This window comes from Paenibacillus sp. L3-i20 (genome assembly GCF_022180385.2).
In the GTDB taxonomy this organism is placed as follows: domain Bacteria; phylum Bacillota; class Bacilli; order Paenibacillales; family Paenibacillaceae; genus Pristimantibacillus.
This window is the reverse complement of sequence record NZ_BQME02000002.1, coordinates 2,181,780-2,199,157: the sequence shown is the minus strand read 5'-3', so window position 1 is coordinate 2,199,157 and position 17,378 is coordinate 2,181,780. Positions and strand designations below refer to the sequence as shown.

The 17,378-nt window shown below is 40.4% G+C and carries 20 protein-coding genes; 13 read left to right on the top strand and 7 right to left on the bottom strand.

Annotated features, from left to right (window positions below; genetic code table 11):
* The first annotated feature begins 223 nt into the window (after window positions 1-223).
* From hflK to MFF31_RS23955, 5 genes are all read left to right on the top strand, one after another.
* Window positions 224-1,267, top strand: coding sequence for an FtsH protease activity modulator HflK (gene hflK / locus MFF31_RS23975; RefSeq protein ID WP_238192244.1), 1,044 nt, complete (start codon window positions 224-226; stop codon window positions 1,265-1,267).
* Window positions 1,264-2,130, top strand: coding sequence for a protease modulator HflC (gene hflC / locus MFF31_RS23970; RefSeq protein ID WP_238191662.1), 867 nt, complete (start codon window positions 1,264-1,266; stop codon window positions 2,128-2,130). Before hflK ends, hflC begins: the two co-directional genes overlap by 4 nt.
* Before the next feature lie 112 nt (window positions 2,131-2,242).
* Window positions 2,243-3,022, top strand: a complete 780-nt coding sequence (locus tag MFF31_RS23965) for a YheC/YheD family protein (protein WP_238191660.1) — start codon at window positions 2,243-2,245, stop codon at window positions 3,020-3,022.
* A gap of 176 nt (window positions 3,023-3,198) precedes the next feature.
* Window positions 3,199-3,936 carry an MBL fold metallo-hydrolase gene (locus tag MFF31_RS23960; RefSeq protein WP_238191658.1) on the top strand — a complete coding sequence of 246 codons (738 nt, stop codon included), beginning with the start codon at window positions 3,199-3,201 and terminating at the stop codon, window positions 3,934-3,936.
* Window positions 3,926-4,486 (top strand): TetR/AcrR family transcriptional regulator, encoded by a 561-nt coding sequence (locus MFF31_RS23955; RefSeq protein WP_238191656.1) that lies wholly within the window; start codon window positions 3,926-3,928, stop codon window positions 4,484-4,486. Before MFF31_RS23960 ends, MFF31_RS23955 begins: the two co-directional genes overlap by 11 nt.
* Before the next feature lie 138 nt (window positions 4,487-4,624).
* Here MFF31_RS23955 and MFF31_RS23950 read toward each other — a convergent pair whose 3' ends face one another.
* Window positions 4,625-4,852 (bottom strand): 3-dehydroquinate dehydratase, encoded by a 228-nt coding sequence (locus MFF31_RS23950; RefSeq protein WP_238191655.1) that lies wholly within the window; start codon window positions 4,850-4,852, stop codon window positions 4,625-4,627.
* Between the two features lie 468 nt (window positions 4,853-5,320).
* On the opposite strand from MFF31_RS23950, the gene MFF31_RS23945 reads away from it, so the two are divergent.
* From MFF31_RS23945 to MFF31_RS23930, 4 genes are all read left to right on the top strand, one after another.
* On the top strand, window positions 5,321-6,097 hold the full coding sequence (locus MFF31_RS23945) for a sugar phosphate isomerase/epimerase family protein (protein WP_238191654.1): 777 nt from the start codon (window positions 5,321-5,323) through the stop codon (window positions 6,095-6,097).
* Window positions 6,098-6,114: 17 nt separating this feature from the next.
* Window positions 6,115-7,140, top strand: a complete 1,026-nt coding sequence (locus tag MFF31_RS23940) for a Gfo/Idh/MocA family protein (protein WP_238191653.1) — start codon at window positions 6,115-6,117, stop codon at window positions 7,138-7,140.
* A gap of 231 nt (window positions 7,141-7,371) precedes the next feature.
* The gene (locus tag MFF31_RS23935) at window positions 7,372-8,196 is read left to right on the top strand and encodes a CAP domain-containing protein (RefSeq protein WP_238191652.1); all 825 of its coding nucleotides are present in this window, start codon (window positions 7,372-7,374) and stop codon (window positions 8,194-8,196) included.
* An 83-nt stretch (window positions 8,197-8,279) separates the two neighbouring features.
* Window positions 8,280-8,909 (top strand): 3D domain-containing protein, encoded by a 630-nt coding sequence (locus tag MFF31_RS23930; protein WP_238191651.1) that lies wholly within the window; start codon window positions 8,280-8,282, stop codon window positions 8,907-8,909.
* Between the two features lie 156 nt (window positions 8,910-9,065).
* Here MFF31_RS23930 and MFF31_RS23925 read toward each other — a convergent pair whose 3' ends face one another.
* Together MFF31_RS23925 and MFF31_RS23920 are read right to left on the bottom strand one after the other, a co-directional pair.
* Complete coding sequence (locus MFF31_RS23925; protein WP_238191650.1) at window positions 9,066-9,968, bottom strand: polysaccharide deacetylase family protein; 903 nt, start codon at window positions 9,966-9,968, stop codon at window positions 9,066-9,068.
* A 152-nt stretch (window positions 9,969-10,120) separates the two neighbouring features.
* Window positions 10,121-11,386 carry a methyl-accepting chemotaxis protein gene (locus tag MFF31_RS23920; protein ID WP_238191649.1) on the bottom strand — a complete coding sequence of 422 codons (1,266 nt, stop codon included), beginning with the start codon at window positions 11,384-11,386 and terminating at the stop codon, window positions 10,121-10,123.
* A 269-nt stretch (window positions 11,387-11,655) separates the two neighbouring features.
* On the opposite strand from MFF31_RS23920, the gene MFF31_RS23915 reads away from it, so the two are divergent.
* Window positions 11,656-12,072 (top strand): O-methyltransferase, encoded by a 417-nt coding sequence (locus MFF31_RS23915; protein ID WP_238191648.1) that lies wholly within the window; start codon window positions 11,656-11,658, stop codon window positions 12,070-12,072.
* A gap of 54 nt (window positions 12,073-12,126) precedes the next feature.
* On the opposite strand, the gene MFF31_RS23910 is transcribed toward MFF31_RS23915, so the two are convergent.
* A complete protein-coding gene (locus MFF31_RS23910) occupies window positions 12,127-12,978 on the bottom strand; it encodes a TIGR03943 family putative permease subunit (RefSeq protein WP_238191646.1) in 852 nt (283 codons plus the stop codon).
* Window positions 12,975-14,033, bottom strand: coding sequence for a permease (locus tag MFF31_RS23905; protein ID WP_238191644.1), 1,059 nt, complete (start codon window positions 14,031-14,033; stop codon window positions 12,975-12,977). Before MFF31_RS23905 ends, MFF31_RS23910 begins: the two co-directional genes overlap by 4 nt.
* 208 nt (window positions 14,034-14,241) lie before the next feature.
* Between MFF31_RS23905 and trpS the strand changes: the two genes are divergently transcribed.
* Window positions 14,242-15,231, top strand: a complete 990-nt coding sequence (gene trpS / locus MFF31_RS23900) for a tryptophan--tRNA ligase (protein WP_238191642.1) — start codon at window positions 14,242-14,244, stop codon at window positions 15,229-15,231.
* A 74-nt stretch (window positions 15,232-15,305) separates the two neighbouring features.
* Here trpS and MFF31_RS23895 read toward each other — a convergent pair whose 3' ends face one another.
* Window positions 15,306-15,503 (bottom strand): hypothetical protein, encoded by a 198-nt coding sequence (locus MFF31_RS23895; protein ID WP_238191640.1) that lies wholly within the window; start codon window positions 15,501-15,503, stop codon window positions 15,306-15,308.
* 139 nt (window positions 15,504-15,642) lie between these two features.
* Here MFF31_RS23895 and MFF31_RS23890 point away from each other — a divergent pair, with 139 nt between their 5' ends.
* On the top strand, window positions 15,643-15,855 hold the full coding sequence (locus MFF31_RS23890; RefSeq protein WP_238191638.1) for an alpha/beta-type small acid-soluble spore protein: 213 nt from the start codon (window positions 15,643-15,645) through the stop codon (window positions 15,853-15,855).
* A gap of 131 nt (window positions 15,856-15,986) precedes the next feature.
* Here the strand turns inward: MFF31_RS23890 and MFF31_RS23885 are convergent, their stop codons facing one another.
* On the bottom strand, window positions 15,987-16,973 hold the full coding sequence (locus MFF31_RS23885; RefSeq protein ID WP_238191636.1) for a metal-dependent hydrolase: 987 nt from the start codon (window positions 16,971-16,973) through the stop codon (window positions 15,987-15,989).
* Between the two features lie 90 nt (window positions 16,974-17,063).
* Here MFF31_RS23885 and MFF31_RS23880 point away from each other — a divergent pair, with 90 nt between their 5' ends.
* The gene (locus tag MFF31_RS23880; protein WP_238191634.1) at window positions 17,064-17,360 is read left to right on the top strand and encodes a hypothetical protein; all 297 of its coding nucleotides are present in this window, start codon (window positions 17,064-17,066) and stop codon (window positions 17,358-17,360) included.
* Window positions 17,361-17,378 lie beyond the last annotated feature (18 nt).

Sequence of the window (17,378 nt, the reverse complement as noted above, 5' to 3'; positions counted from 1 at the left end):
AAATAAGGGACTATACTCAAGTGTAGAGACTTGAGTATAGTCCCTTACTTTTGTACGGTCACCTTTGAATTGTTTTTTAGCCATTCATATAAAGAGTCCAATAGAAATGAATCATTACGCTTCGAACCTTAAAATAACCTTAAAAATTGCGACCAGATCATGGGGAAATCGTATAAACACTTATGAGCATGGTAACTTGAGAGGAGAGATTGTATTGAGCATTATGAATGACGACCCAAACGTTCAGCCAAATCCTAATCGAAAACCGCCGGAGCTAAAGCCGGGTACGGTTAAGAAGATTTCTATAGGAATTGCAGTAGCGGCAATCTTAATTTATTTTGGTTCTTCAACCTTCTATACGGTGCAAGAGCAAGAGCGAGCAGCTATTTTAACTTTCGGAAAGTATACTCATGAAACGAACTCTGGTCTACATTTCAAATGGCCTTACCCTATTCAAGAAGTTAGAATCGTTCCCGCAGAGCTGACTCAAAAAATTACGATTGGTTATCGAGAAAGTGGCGGTACTTCTACATCAGTCGATGATGAAGCAATGATGATTACCGGCGACGAAAATATTGTTTCTGCCGATGCGGTAGTAACATGGAAAATAAGCAATATACGTGATTATTTACATAACATTAGCAATCCAGAGCAATTCCTTCGTAATTCAGCAAGTGCATCGATTCGTTCCGTTATTGGATCACAAAAGCTCGATTACGCAATTACAGATGGAAAAACAGCTATTCAGGATTTGGCTCGCGAACGATTAATTGAACTTCAAGGAAAATATAATACAGGCATACAAATAATCGATTTGAAATTCCAAGATATTGAACCGCCAAGCGGAGAGGTAGAGGATGCTTTCCGTGCTGTAACTAACGCTCGTGAGGAAAAAAACACAAAAATCAATAATGCTGCAAAATACGAAAATGATCGTATCCCGAAAGCTCGTGGTGAAGCACAGGCGCTGCTTGAACAAGCGGAAGCGGAGAAAAAATCTAGAATATTGAATGCAGAAGGCGACGTAGCCAAGTTTAATGCGATCCACAGTGAATACCTTAAAAATACGGCCGTAACGGAAAGTCGTCTAATATTAGAAACGTTGGAAAAGATCCTTCCTAATGCACAAATATTTATTACGAATTCAAACAGTGATACGGTAAATTATTTGCCGCTAAACGAGTTGCTCAAAGGAAGCGAAAAAGTAGATTCAAGTAAAACGGCAACACCAGAGGCAAAGCAAGAGCAAGGAGGTAACGGACAATGAAACGTAAAAATTGGCTAATTACTGTTGGTATTGCACTTTTGTTTGTTTTGGGTGCAGGTTCGATGTTTATTGTAAAAGAAGGCGAATACAAAATCGTATTGCGGTTTGGTGAAGCGATCCGAACTGTTGAGGAACCTGGTCTAAACTTCAAGTTGCCGTTTGTTGAAAATACGACAACGTTGCCGAAGTACCAAATGACTTTTGAAAGCAATCCAGGACAAATATTAACTAAAGATAAAAAGCCAATACTTGTTGATAACTATACGATCTGGCGTATTTCTAATGCAGAGAAGTTTATTAGAACGGTAAATTCAGTAAGCGGCGGTGCGCAGCGTATTGATGAAGCGGTTTATAACTCTGTTAGACGAAAGCTGTCAGAGGTAGAGTACGATGTCATCATTAGTGAAAATACAGTAAGAGGAAATATTAATGACGAGATTACGCAAGATGTTGCGCTTGCGCTTAAGCGAGATGATTATGGGGTTGAAATTATTGATGTTCGAATTAAACGGACCGATCTCCCAGAGAGCAATAAGCAAAGTGTGTACAATCGAATGATATCTGACCGTCAGTCTATAGCTGCACGTTATTTGTCAGAAGGTGATGAGGAGTCACGAAAAATTACATCTAAGGCGGATCGTACTGCAACAGAATTATTAGCACAAGCAGAGGCGGATGCTAAGAAAATTGTTGCTGAAGGTGAGCAGCAAGCTGCAATTATATACAATACCGCATATGGCAAAGACCCTGCTTTCTACAATTTGTATCGGACACTTGAAAGTTATACAGTCACTCTTCAAAATGACCCTGTCATTATGATACCAATTGAATCTGAATATGCAAAAATACTGTTAGGTAAATAACTTTTAGCTGCTCGCTGTGAACTAGCAAACTTCTAAAATTACACGATTAACCATAGTCGAACATACATGTCGCTCATAGTTTCATCTCATATAGTGTATAGAGGTGAAACTAGTGGCCAAAAAAAACTATGCCAGCCGTACAATACGAGGTAAACTTCGTGTTTGTAATTATTTGCTTGGTGATTCTAGAGTAGGCAAGTATGTACCACGAACGGTATCTTTTACACAAACCAATTTAAAGATGATGACTAATAAATTTACATCACTCTATGTGAAGCCAGATGTAGGTTCACTTGGAATTGGCATATGCAAAATTAATCGGATAAATGATAGTTATTTGCTCCAAGAAGTGGTTGGAAAAAGACAAGTTTCACGTCGTTATAATAGAATTGCCAGTTTATATGAGCGGCTTAATAGAGGTAAACATAATAGGCTGATCATTCAGCAAGGTGTTAGACTCGATAAAGTGAATAATCGATCCTACGATATAAGAGTTATGGTTCAGCGTAAGCCAGGCGGCACTTGGACTTGTACGGGATACATGGTAAAGGTAGGTGCAGCGAATAAGATTGTAACCAACTATTATCAAGGAGGTTCGATCTATACGCTGAATAAGTTGCATAAGCAATTACATCTATCTCACGAAGATCGGGAACGCAGACGTAAGAAGTTAACAAAAGCGGCTTTAAAAGTTGCCAAAGTGCTCAGTAACCAAAAAGAGGGAATGCACGAGATGGGAATCGATTTCGCATATGATACGGAACAAAGGTTGTGGATACTGGAGGTTAACTCTAATCATCCACAGTTTCACCCGCTCAAACAATTGGATCGGAAAGCCTATAATAAAATGAAGCAGTTCGCTGCATCTTATGGCAGATATGATGCTAAATAGTCGATAGTGGCAGCAGACCATGGGGGTTCCTTGGCTGCTGCTTTTTCGTTTGTTATATAGAGGTTTTGACAGTTATTATGAATGAAAAAGTGAAAATGAAAAAAAGCAGTTGAAAAACTAATATCATTAGTTTATTATAAAACTAACAACATTAGTTTTTGGAGGCGGACATTCATATGAGATTAATTCGTGAAGGAAATGTAGTACAACTAACGTATTTACCACTTCTTTTTCCAGTAAATTGTTATTTGGTTGAAGAAGAAGATGAGCTTACATTGATAGATGCTGCTTTACCTAATAACGTAGGCGCAATAATGAAAGCAGCGGAATTTGTCGGGAAACCAATTACTCGAATTGTGTTGACCCATGCTCACAATGATCATGTTGGGGCACTAGATGGTTTGAAGGAACGATTACCTAATGCTACAGTGTATATATCAGAGAGAGATGCAAGATTGCTTCGCGGAGATAAATCATTAAGCAAAGAGGAGAGTAACTACCCGATTCGAGGTGGTATTCCGGCTAATGTAAAAACAGAGCCGGATGTCTTTCTAAAGGATAATGTCAAAATTGGTTCTTTACGTGCAATAGCTGCACCGGGTCATACGCCAGGTTCGATGGCATTTTTAGATGAGCGAAGTGGGCATCTATTTGCAGGAGATGCTTTTCAGACAAGAGGTGGAATAGCGGTAGCAGGTCAAATGAGATTGTCATTCCCATTTCCGTCGCTTGCAACATGGAACAGAGAAGTAAGTTTGGCGAGTGCACGAAAACTAGCTCATTTAAAGCCTAATGTACTTGCAGTAGGGCATGGTAAAATGTTATCCCGTCCGGAAAATGCAATTCAAGAGGCAATTAGACTTGCTGAGCAACACTTAACGAGGAAAGGAACAACGAACAATCATGTCACCTAGAAGAGGATTGGATTTGAACGTTATTATTGCAGCAGCGGCAGAAATTACCGATACAGTCGGGGTTGAAGAAGTAACTTTAGCTTCGCTGGCTAGTCGTTTAGGTGTACGATCCCCATCACTTTATAATCATGTAGATGGATTGCCGGCATTGAAATCACACTTGACGACTCATGGACTTAATCAATTAAGTGAAGCTATAAAAACAGCTGCCATTAAGAAACAAGGAATTGAGTCCATTCTCTCTATTGCTGATGCATACTTACTATTTGCACGGAATCATCCTGGTTTGTACGAAATGACGCTTCGTGCTCCAACAGAGGAGCAGCCCGAGCAGATGCGGCTTGGATCAGAGATAGTAGAGACGCTTGTTATTGCACTTTCATCCTATATGCTACCTGAAGAGCAAGCTGTTCATGCTGTTAGAGGATTAAGAAGTATTTTACATGGCTTTGCTTCAATTGAGAGAAGCGGTGGTTTTGGAATGGCTATAGGAGTAGATACGAGTATAACGTTTGTGATAGATCGTTTTTTGCGAGGGCTAGCAACGTAACAGTCAAATTAATGAGGCATTCGAAAGAGGACCCTTAGTGCTTGCAAAGGGTCCTTAGTGCTATCTAACATTCTAAGAAGGAGCCCTGTACATTGTATGATTAAATGTACAGGGCTCCTTCTTTTTTGATATACAAGTTTAATATAAAGAGATAGTTAACGTATCGCGTTCATAATAAGAATGAAGTGTAGCCTCACTGCCTACAATTTCGACACTAATTAAAGAAGTAATACATTTTTTTACTGCATTTTTACCTGTCGTAATTTTGCGATTAAGTACGGTAGTTAGTTTCTCTACAGATTGCTTGTTCGTATCTGTTAAATAGACAGGTATTGTTTTATTCTGAAAGATCAGCATGGTTTTCATGGTAATGCCTCCATCCTCTGAAGGGTTTCTTTTTAGTCTAACGGATAAATATTAAATGATTCTTAAATTTGGATGAGCAAAACATTACAAGTTTCTCATAATGACTCAAATATACAACTTACTACGGGCGATTTAAGCAAAAGTCTCACGAAAATGAACAATTCTACAAATATTTTTGCAGAGGATTATGTAATGGGTACGAAATTATGTTTTGACAACTAATCTACTAGACATGAATTATTACCCGTTCAAAGTTTAAAAAGCATAACTTAATGTGTGACGCAATCGCCATGCGAATATTGCAAGATAATTTGAGATATCTACTAAATTGCAGAAGACAAAATCACATAAGAATAGGATAACAAGATAACTGTTTTCGAGCGCATTTGCTCTATATAATGAAACGCATAAGGCAAATTGACACATTGAATGTTAACAAAAAATCCATCATAGGGGAGTTAAACTCAAATGAGACGGATCGGCATCGGTTTACAGTTGTATACTCTACGAGAAGATACAGCAGCTGACTTCGAAGGAACATTGCGTAAAGTTGCGGAAATGGGATACGAAGGTGTAGAATTTGCGGGATATGGAAATATTGAAGCGGAGGCAATGCGCGACTTGCTTCATGAGTTGAAACTAACGCCAATTGGAAGTCACATCGGACTCGAAAGGCTCGAGAGCAACATAGACGAAGAAATTTCATATCTTAAAACAATTGGAGCAAAATATGCGGTTTGCCCGTGGATTCCTTCAGAACTACGTGATGCGGAAGCATGGCAAAATCACATCATTGCATTCGAGCGTTACGGTAAGCGCTTTAGTGAGGAAGGTATCACATTCGCATATCATAACCACGAGTTTGAATTTGAAGTGATGATTGACGGACAATTTGCATTTGATGCGTTGTATGAGCGAACATCTCCAGCTTTTTTACAAATAGAGATGGATATTGGCTGGATTCAGTATTCCGGTATCGATCCGATTGCGTATATTAATAAATACAGCACTAGACTACCGTTGTTACATGTGAAGGATTTCCGTTCAAAGGAAGCGGGTCAGCCTATTGATACGGTTGAACTTGGAAGGGGTTCCCTGCCGCTCAACGAAATAATTAAGGCTGCATCGGAGTCATCGGTGCAATGGTTAATCGTTGAGCAGGACAAATGCGCAAATCCACCGATCCAATCTGTCGAAGAAAGTTATGTTTGGCTTAAATCTAATTATTTGAAACAATTTTTATAGAGAATAGGGGAAAACTAATGTCAAAAATACGTATTGCTGTAATCGGTTGTGGTTCAATTGCTAAGTATCGTCATATTCCGGAATATGCAGAACATCCTAACGTGGAGATAGTTGCATTCGTTGACCCAATTATTGAGCGTGCAGAGCAATTTGCAGAGCAGCATGGAGGCAAAGCTTTTGCTGATTATAAGGTAATGCTTGCGGAAGTTAAACCAGATGCTGTAAGTGTATGTACACCTAATGCGCTGCATGCTTCATTGAGTATCGATGCAGCAGCAGCAGGCGCACATGTTTTAGTAGAGAAGCCAATGGCTGTTACAGATGCAGAAGCAGAAGCAATGATTAAAGCAGCAAGTGACAATAATGTACATCTTATGGTTGCTCACAACCAGCGGTTGATGCCGCCACATGTAAAGGCAAAAGAAATTTTGGACTCAGGTGTTCTAGGCAAAGTATTAACGTTCCGTACAGCGTTTGGCCATCCTGGACCGGAATCTTGGAGTGCTGATGGTGCTGGTAGTTGGTTCTTCCGCAAGGAAGAAGCAATAATGGGCGCAATGGGTGACCTCGGTGTGCATAAATCTGATCTTATTCGTTGGTTGCTGAATGATGAAGTTGCTGAAATAGGCGCATTCGTCGGAACTTTGCATAAGGAAAATACGGAGGTTGACGACAACGCTTCGTGTATTCTTCGTATGGAGAGCGGTGCAATTGGTACACTTGTAGCAAGCTGGACGTACTATAGAGGAGAAGATAATAGTACAATATTGTGGTGTGAAAATGGTGTCTTAAAAATCGGCACACACCCGGATGATCAAGTTATCGTAGAACTTCGTGACGGTACTATTGAAAAACATAAAGTTGGTGCGATCTCGACTAATGAAAAACAATTAACTAGTGGAATTGTTGACGCGTTTATCGAAAGTATTGTTACAAATACGAAACCATCGATATGTGGAGAAGAAGGACGTGCATCACTAAAAGTGATTTTGTGCGCTTTCGAATCTCAAGAAACGGGTAAATTTATTCGCGTAAACGAGTAATATATAGCGTAAATTCAAAGGCCTCTTTCAAGCTAAATTTAGCTTAAAAGAGGTTTTTTTGTGCTGTTTCTACGGATGAGTAGATTCTAATAATGCAGGAATGGCATAGAGTTAGGCACTATTTTCGAACATTTGGAAATCTTTGAGTCATGAAACGACTATACCCCCATGCTAAGATAAGTGGCATCGGAACAACCGATACAAACTATCATGCTCAGGGGGAAACGATTTATGAAAATGCAAACTATACGTATTGGTGTAGCCAGCGTAGTTGCAGCGACGATGATCGGAACAGGTATAGCTGCTCCAAAGGCTGATGCATCACCAATTATCAAGTCTACCATCAAGGTTCAAACCTACTATATGAACTTTCAATCACTCAACGATATTGCACAGAAATACGGAATAGACTTAGGTAAATTTAACGTCCATATTGGTGGCATCACTATTAAATGGCCGTCAGCTGGTGGAACGAAACCAACACCAGTACCGACGCAAAAGCCAACGCCAGTGCCGACGCAAAAGCCGACGCCAGTGCCGACGCAAAAGCCGACACCAGTGCCGACGCAAAAGCCGACACCAGTGCCGACGCAAAAGCCAACGCCAGTACCAACGCAAAAGCCGACACCAGTGCCGACGCAGAAGCCAACGCCAGTGCCGACACAGAAGCCAACACCTGCTCCAGAAACGGGAACGCTTCAATCTCAGGTAGTTGAATTAGTAAACAAAGAACGTGCTAAAGCGGGCTTGCCTGCTCTTCAGACGGATGCACTATTAAATAAAGTGGCAACTGAAAAAGCAAGAGACATGGACGTTAACAATTACTTCAGCCACACATCACCAACTTACGGATCACCGTTTGACATGATGCGTACCTTTGGAGTGAAGTACAACTATGCAGGTGAGAACATCGCATCGGGACAACCTACTGCGGCACGAGTTATGCAGGATTGGATGAATAGTCCTGGTCACCGCGCTAATATCATGAACAAAAGTTTTACTAAAATAGGTGTCGGTTACGTTAACGGCGAATGGGTTCAAATGTTTATCGGTTAATAACATATCAATATATTATGGAGCGTTAAAGGTATATACCTTTAACGTTCCAATCTACTTAATAAATCTGGAGGTAACTCATTTTGAAAAAGGCAATAATAGCAAGCGCAGCGATTGCATTATCAATCGCGTTATCCGCAGGTACAGCACAAGCATCAGCACACACACATACCGTGATTGGCAATGATACATTCTGGAAGTTATCACTTCAATACAAAGTTCCAATGAAAACGATTATGGACGCTAATAAATCAATTCACCCGCTTAATATGCAAGTTGGTATGAAGGTTACTATTCCTGGAGCATTAACCTCGAAACCTAACTCGGTTAACAATGCAACAATCTTGCCAAGTGACAAGACTGTTATGGCTCCAAGTGGTGATGTTCATTCGTACTCGAAACAAATCTCAGTGAAAGCTACAGCATATACGGCAGCTGCCTCCGAGAATGGAGGATGGGGAGCGGTAGACTACTTTGGCAACAAGCTTAAAGTTGGAACAATCGCTGTTGATCCGAAGATGATTCCACTTGGTACGAAACTTTATATTACAGGTTATAATTACAATGGCTTACCTAGCGGTGGAATGATAGCTACTGCTACAGATATGGGTGGTTCGGTTAAAGGTAATCGTATCGATATCTTTGTTCCTGGCTCAACCCAACAAGCGATGAAGTTTGGTATTCAGAACGTTCAAGCTTATATTTTGAAATAATACACAAGTATAACCGGCAGCTCATCAGGGGATGAGGCTAGCCGGTTTTTTTGAAAATATAAGTCTCTATAACAGAGTCATCTTATAAAAGGCTGCTATTTCTCCGCAGAACGATGCTATGCCCTCCGTGGATGACTGAGCTGTTTGCGCTTGACGTTAACGATATGCTCGTTTCCCCAATAGCTCAGGCAATGTGACAAGTTCATACCCTTTTTCTTGTAGTTCTTCTATAAGAATAGGCAGCGCCTCAATCGTACCTGACAAACTTTGGCCAACGCCACCGCCAGCATGTTGCAAAATAATTGATCCTGGTTGAAGTGTCCGGTTTATGTTTGACATGACAACGTCACTGCTAGGGTTTTTCTTCCAATCCTCCGAATCGACATCCCAATTTACAATTGTGTAGCCATTTTGTTTGCCCCATACTACCTGCTGCGGTAGAAGATCTCCATAAGGAGGTCGAATTAACCTTGGAGATAAACCACTTATGTTTTTAATAACTCGGTTAGTTTGTAAAATTTGTTTTTGAAACTGTGCATTAGTTAATTTGGAGAAAATGGCATGATTATAGGAGTGATTACCGATAATATGCCCTTCATTTTTAATTCTTCTGACTAATGCAGGATGTTTAGAAGCTCTATCGCCAACAACAAAAAAAGTAGCCCTTATATGATGTTTTGCCAAAATGTCTAATACAGCGGGCGTGTATCTTGGATCTGGCACATCATCAAATGTTAGTGCCACCTTCTTCTGAGAGCGTGACCCACTCATCATAAAAGCGCCAGGGTATTGTTGTTGCAATTTAACCCATGAAACTTTGACAGCTCGTTTGGGAGGTTGATTTTTTTTGCGATTTTCATTTTGCTTTCCGCTACGGTTAGGTGAAGGTTGTTTCTTAGCTTTTTTTTTGACAGTGGTATCGTTCGTTTGCTGAGGAACAAATACATCTATCGTTTCATTTGAATGAATAGATGAAGCGGGAAGCAACGTAGTTACAACAGCACAAATTACCATTAACGATAAAAGTCTTCTCAAATATTTAGTAGTTTGTTTTGGCATTCCCTTCATCCGTTCTTATCAAATTTGTAATGGTGTATATGTACTTTCTCCGTCGTGCGATGTATTCATGCGTGGAGCGATGAAATACCCATTTGGAGGGCGAAACAAAAAAGCCTGCATTCATAAGTATGAATGCAGGCTTTGCATACGCATCATTTCATCTTAAATACTTGAATCGTTCTTTGGAGCTGAGTAGCCATAGACAACATTCGTTCTGTCTCCTGAACAACTGCTTGCACGGATGCGATTTGCTCGTTCATGGAAGCGGAAACTTGCTCCGTACCTGCAGCTGATTGTTGTGTTATAGCGGAGATATTTTGAATTGCTCCTGAAATTTTTTGTGCACTTTCCAACATTACATCGCTTTCTTGAGAGAATGCATAGATCTGATTAGTAATAAACTGAATGCTTTGTTCGATTTCCATGAACACGTGCTCAGACTGTCGAATATGATCAGCCTGCATATTTACAACCTCTTCATTTACTTTCATATTACTTATTGCTTGCTTAATCCCTTCATCGATGCTTTTAACAAGATGAAATACTTGCTTGGTGGAAGCAGTAGATTCTTCGGCAAGTTTACGTACCTCTTGTGCGACGACAGCAAATCCTCTGCCATGCTCACCTGCACGGGCAGCTTCAATTGAAGCGTTCAGGGACAATAGATTCGTTTGCTCTGCAATATCGGAAATTGTAGTTGTAATGGCTGAGATGCCTTGTGCTTTACGTGCTAGGTCTTCAATCGTCTCGGATACTTTAGCTGTTGCGTCAATGTTACGTTTCATTCCTGTCGCTTGAACATCAAGAGCATTTTTACCTTTGTCGACAAGCTTTATCGTTTGTTCGGATCTCTCATTCATTTCTTTCGTAGAATGTGCGTATGCGGCAACTTTTTCTTCAATTTCGTTGATGGATACGCTCATATCTGTGACATCTTCCGAAATTTCGTTGGCACCAGTAGCTAATTCATTAGCTGATGCTGCAACTTGTTCCATTGCCGTTTGAACACTGTTGTTCTTGTCGAAGATGCTTCTGCTAGTTTCAGCTACATGTCGAATAATGCTGGATGTTTCTGTTAAAATATCACGGAGCTTGTCTACCATACTATTGAAGGAGTGGCCTAATTCACCGGAGCCTGAGGTGCTTGAAGTATCGATCTTGTGTGTGAAGTCTCCCTTTGCGATCCGGTATGCAGCAGATGATATTTCGTCAAAAGAATGGGTAATTGATTTTTCTATAAAGGATGTAATAGGGTATGCAGCGATCGCGAAAATGATAGCTCCAATTACGATCGCAAGCACGTTGCCGCCAATAATTACTGTAATAATAATTGAAATAATAGATAATAGCGCTAAATTTAAATAAGTGGTAATCAATAGTTTATTGCGCACGGACTGCGAGTAGTACCATTGAATCATTATGTAAGCGCTCCTTTATATAGAATAACCATATTATAACACTTTCTGCGAAAATGGTCTATAATTGTCGAAATGGAATTAGTTCCTCTTGCGGGGGTCTTTAGACTTATTTATATAGGTATAAAAGCGCAGTAATATCTTCGGAAAATACTACAAAAAATTTCGGTGAACAATATATTTATAGGTGCTACCATATAAACAATTCGATGTTGGATTTAGTTAATAGTTGTCGGATTAAAAGATAAATTGTCGCATTCGAGGAGGTTTCAATGATGGAAATAAACTCGGTCTCTCTTGCCCGACAAGTAGATTTTGTGTTTCGGCAGCTGGAAGGAGAATTGACAAACGCTTCAGCGGGAACAGTTTTAATTCACATTCGTAACAATGCTGTCGGCAAGTTCGGATTGAAACATCATCCCATCGAAAGCAAAAATGGGAAGATCGAGGATTGCGAAAAGGGATTGTCGCTTAATCAAGTACATGACTTTCGTCAGATGGCCATTGATGCGCTGAAATATAGACGAGATTGGACGCATGGCGAGATTCTGTATGATTTCTCCGTTCGTGCTAGCACAAACTCATGGTCAGCAAGCGTACTCTATGAATCGAATTACAATATGGCTACATGGAATAATAAATATGTTCCTCAAGTAAGACAACCGCAAATATTACGTGACTATCAATAAAAAGAAGCAATGGCCGCCTCGAAGAGCAGCCATTGCTTCTTTTTTTTTGAAATATTATAGCCCAAACTCAAGATCAGGATATACATAGGGCGATGCTGGTGCAGTGATACGTTTAATAGAGGTTACATCAATTGTAATAATTTCATTTTCATTATAGATAGATGTCGTTAGTTTGCCCTTAACTGTGACCCATTCATCCTCACTATATTCATTCGCATGAGGCCAATTAATCATTAATCCATAAGGCAATGAATCGGCTGAACAACAGTTCATGGCGAAACGGCTAACAGCAATACGGTCGGGTCCCATTTCTTCTTCACGATAGACAAAGCCGGTTATTTCTATTTCTTTATTCATAAAAGCTTCTCTGTACAGATCTAATGTAGTTAACGTTTCTATAAATTGCTCCTCTGGTATTTGAATGAGCGATTGACCGTAAAGCATCTTCCCATAGTTCGCATGATCGATCGTGTACTCATCTGACGGGAATAATTCGTCTAGTCCTGCGGTTGAGCTTACCTCAACTGCTTCAATACGTGAGATAGACTCATTTCCTGAGAAGCTTACTCCTTTTTTGGCAGCGAGAGAACTACCAAGTGTTCCAGTTGGGAACAGAAATCCTATGAGCAGCGGGAAAATAAATAGGCTGTATATAACTGTGTTTTTCAATTTGGAAGGCGAAGGCTCATGTCCGCATCCACAATCTACAGTATGCTTGTGCACTCGTTTTTGCAGAGCAGCATAAAACTGGTATGCAGCAGCAGCATATAGCCCAATTGCGGATATTTTGACTAGCAGCTCCATTCGAGGTGCTATGTATAGTGAAATTTCACCTGTATGGAACAAGTAAACAATTAGTAAGGAGAATCCAGTAAGGATGGTTCCCCGTAAAAGGTGATGGGTCATAACAACACCTCCATTAATAATGCTCCCGCAAAAGTCAAAATGGCAGTGAGCGCAATAAGTATGAGTACTATTTTGATTCTAAAAGTGGATAGCAGCATTAGTGTATTTTTGAAATCAATCATCGGTCCAAACACTAGAAATGCAAGTAGTGGTCCTTGCTGGAATATGCCGCTAAATGAAGCTGCAATAAAAGCATCGGAAGTAGAGCAAATCGATAAAATAAATGCAAAAATCATCATAAAAATATAAGAGAACATGGGCTGATCTGCGAAATGAACTAACGTACTTCTGTCGATTGCTGTTTGGATTACTGCAGTAAGGAATGCACCAAAGATTAAATATTTACCCATCTCAAAAAACTCATCTGAAGCATGGCCAAGTGTTGCGGATGCTCTGCCTCGAATTTTACCTGTTGGCGTTTCTTTCGTTTGTCCACTTATCATTTGAAAAGGAGTGTGAAGCGTATTGTGTGCAGCATTGTTTGTTTGTAGTTGATGATGATCCCCGCGTAAAGGACTTGATTTCAAAAACTTCGCAAAAAGTAAGCCAACGATAATAGCAATTACGAAAGCTAATGCCATTCGGGAGTACGCCATCTGAGGTGTGGTACGGAAAGCGGTGAATGTTGACGTATATACGATGGGATTGACGATAGGTCCAGCGAGTAAATATACGATACCAATGTAGGAAGGCATTCCTTTGCGAATTAATCTTCGGATGACAGGTATCATGCCACATTCGCATAATGGGAAGACGATACCGAGAAGCCCACCGAATAATACGCCCGCAATCCGGTTACGTGGTGTAAATTTGCGAATCATCTCATCCGTAACAAACACCTGTAAGAGGGATGAGAACAATACACCGAGCAAAATAAATGGAAAGGCCTCTAGTATGATGCTTATAAATAAAATTTTGAAGGACTGTAAATTTGCTGTTTGAAAGATGGAAGTAATGACACCGGGTAACTCACGATTTGTAGCGATTAATACAATCATAATAAGACAGCCTGTTGCTAATGCAGGTGTAGCATACCGGAAGATCGATTGTCGCATGCAATTATTCCCTTTCTTAATTGTAATAATTACGATTCATAATTGTAGTATATCTTATGCTGCTTGTTTTGACGATAGGACAAATTTCTTAAGCTTGTCCAATTAAATAGTGATTGAACTAAAGTAGCGCTCCTTGACTTTACATTAAGCAGGGTTATAATCGGGTTTAATGCAAAATCAGCACTTTTAAGCAAGGAGAATGAATGAGATGAAAAAAGTATTATCAGGTATACAGCCCAGCGGGCAACTTACATTAGGCAATTACATTGGTGCTATGCAAAATTTTATTAAGCTTCAGCATACCGAAGAATGTTATTTTATGGTTGTGGATTTACATGCGGTGACGGTTCCGCAAGAACCGGGCGCTCTTAGGGAACAAACAGAGTCTGTCGCTGCTTTGTTTATTGCTGCTGGAATCGATCCTGCAAAAGCTAATGTATTCGTTCAATCTCATGTCCGTGCTCATGCTGAGCTTGGCTGGTTATTTACTACTCTGACCAATATGGGTGAGCTTGAACGGATGACGCAATTCAAGGACAAGTCATCAGGTAAGGATTCTGTAGGAGCAGGACTTTTTGTTTATCCTGCACTTATGGCTGCTGATATTTTGATCTATAATGCTGATCTTGTACCAGTAGGCGATGATCAGAAGCAACATCTGGAGCTAACAAGAGATCTTGCACATCGTTTCAATCAACGCTTCGGTTCAACATTTACGATTCCGGAACCGTTTATCCCTAAAGTTGGTGCACGAGTGATGTCATTAGATAATGCCAGCAAGAAGATGAGTAAAAGCAACCCTAACGTGGGAAGTTTTATCGCTTTGCTTGATCCTCCTGATGTTATTAGAAAAAAAATAAGCCGTGCAACGACAGACTCTGGTCGTGAAGTGAAGTATGATCCTGCTAATAAGCCTGAAATTAGTAACTTGATGGGGATTTACTCTCATTGTGCAGGAATGTCTTTAGATGAGATTGAAGCTAAATACGATGGACAAGGTTATGGTCCATTCAAGAAGGATTTGGCGGAGCATGTCGTTGCTGTAATAGAACCTATACAAACGAGATATAATGAAATTCGTCGTACTGGCGAAATCCATGACATTTTGAAACAAGGTGCTGAAAGAGCATCTTTAATAGCTGAGAAGACGATAGCGGAAGTAAAAGAAAAGATGGGTTTCTTGAATCCAAGAGGATAAAATAACATACGAATAGCCACCGTGGGCAATGATGCGGTGGCTGTTTTTATTTTGCATAACATTTTAGAGAGAATTCAATTGTTATTTTTTGTTTTAGCCTCTTGATTTTTTCTTCTAAGACGTGCCTTTGTAATAAAGCCTGCGCCAACACTGAAAAAGGAAAGCAAACCAAAAAGCAAGACTAGCCAGCCGCTATGGCTGATGGAGATTGCGGTTGCACTCATAAACAAGATAGATAAAGAAGCAAAAAACAGTGATAGTGGTTTAGACAATTATAGAACACTCCTTAGACAATTTGAGACCGCTATAAATATTTTTTAGAATGAAGCATAGTTTTTAAGACGATGCACATAATAACTTTGCAAGCTTGCAATACATCAAAAGTGCAGAGGACGAAAGGAGAAATACCTTATGGCAGGAAGCAACCAACTAATTGTCCCACAAGCATCGCAAGCACTGAATCAATTAAAACTTGAGGCAGCGCAAGAACTCGGTGTACAAATCCCGGCAGATGGCTATTACGGAAACGTATCAACGCGCGACGCAGGTTCGCTTGGAGGATACATTACGAAGAAGCTTGTCCAAATCGCGGAGCAACAATTGTCCGGCGGCTACCGTCAATAGCTTCTCATACACAATGATTGATCTATAAACGAAGCCCAAGGGAAACCTTGGGCTTCGTTTTACGTTTCAAGTCCAATAGTAGAATTATAGCCCCTTCCCATTGTGCAGGAAGGGGCTTAGTCTAGTCAATGTTAATACGTATCCATCCGTAATCTCTTCATCAATCGATCATCACTTAACCAGCCAACATAAGAACCGACTGTTTCAAATTGTTTGTTCATAAGAAGTACGGCTACAAATGGATATTGCTTGCGATGACGATATCTTACATCAGACCATCTTACTTCGTAGCCCCAACTATGCTCCTTCACATCAGCACATGCAAAGCTCGTAAAGTATCGGAAGGATCGAATGCCAGCATCATTTTTTGATTTTTCCACCGCCGGATGGCTGGAGCACTGAACTTTGTCGAGCCACTTCAATGATCTTCCGCGGAGATTGCCAACGGAGAAGGTTCCATCAGTGGATTGCTTCACGATATTCCATATAGAAAGAGATATCGTTGGTATTGCAAAATAGGTATCGCTTTTTTTATGTGTTTTATCCAAGCTAGGAAGCCACTTCACTGTCCGTTTCGCAGTAATTGTTCGCCATATGAAGTAGACGGTAAGGAACAAATACATGATCGGGAATAACATAGCTGGATTTACGAGATTGGCTGACCAAAGTAAAATGGCTATAATATGGACTGTGAACAGAACGGGATCAAATATGTGGATTATATTCCAAGAGATCCATGTTTCGTTAAACGGTCGCATCGCCTGCGTGCCATAAGCATTAAATAAGTCGGTAAATACATGAAGAGCAACAGATAGCAACACCCACCCTCCGACATGCAGCCAAGGCAAGCTTCCTTTGTAAAGTAATTGAAGCAATCCAGTAATTGCTATTGCCCAAATGAAGATAGCGGGAATGGAGTGGGAAATACCTCTGTGGTTTCGAATATAACATGCATTTCCTTTGAGCCGGAGAAGGTTATCGAGATCTGGTGCTTGCGATCCTGCTACTGTGCCGATAAGTACTGCTGTCAAAATAGTTGGGTTTGCTGCAACGACTGGATCTACCATTGCTAAGCCTGCCAGTCCGATGCCCATGACGAGATGTGTACCAGTATCCATATGGTGAAGTCCCCCTGTTCAAATGATTAGGATTAGTATTCACTCAGTAAGGGAACTTTATCAATATAAGTGAGAGGAGCACCAATTCATATGTACATTTGTTTTGCGGAGTATCGTATTATGCCCGAACAAAGAGAACTTTATTTGGCTGCATCAACTAAGCTTCAACAGGAGACAGCACTTCATGTCCATGTGTATGAAGGAACAGATCAACCATGTTTGTTTGTGGAAGTTTGGACGACAGATAGCAAAGAGAATGCGGAGCAAATAAAAGAAGAACGCGCAAGTAGGCGTTCTCCGTGGTTCGAGCTTTCGCAATGGATCGTGGGCGGACCAGCGAAGCTGAATGTTTGGACATTCAAATCGATAACTACAATCACATCATAGTGGGATGTTGAGAGGAAT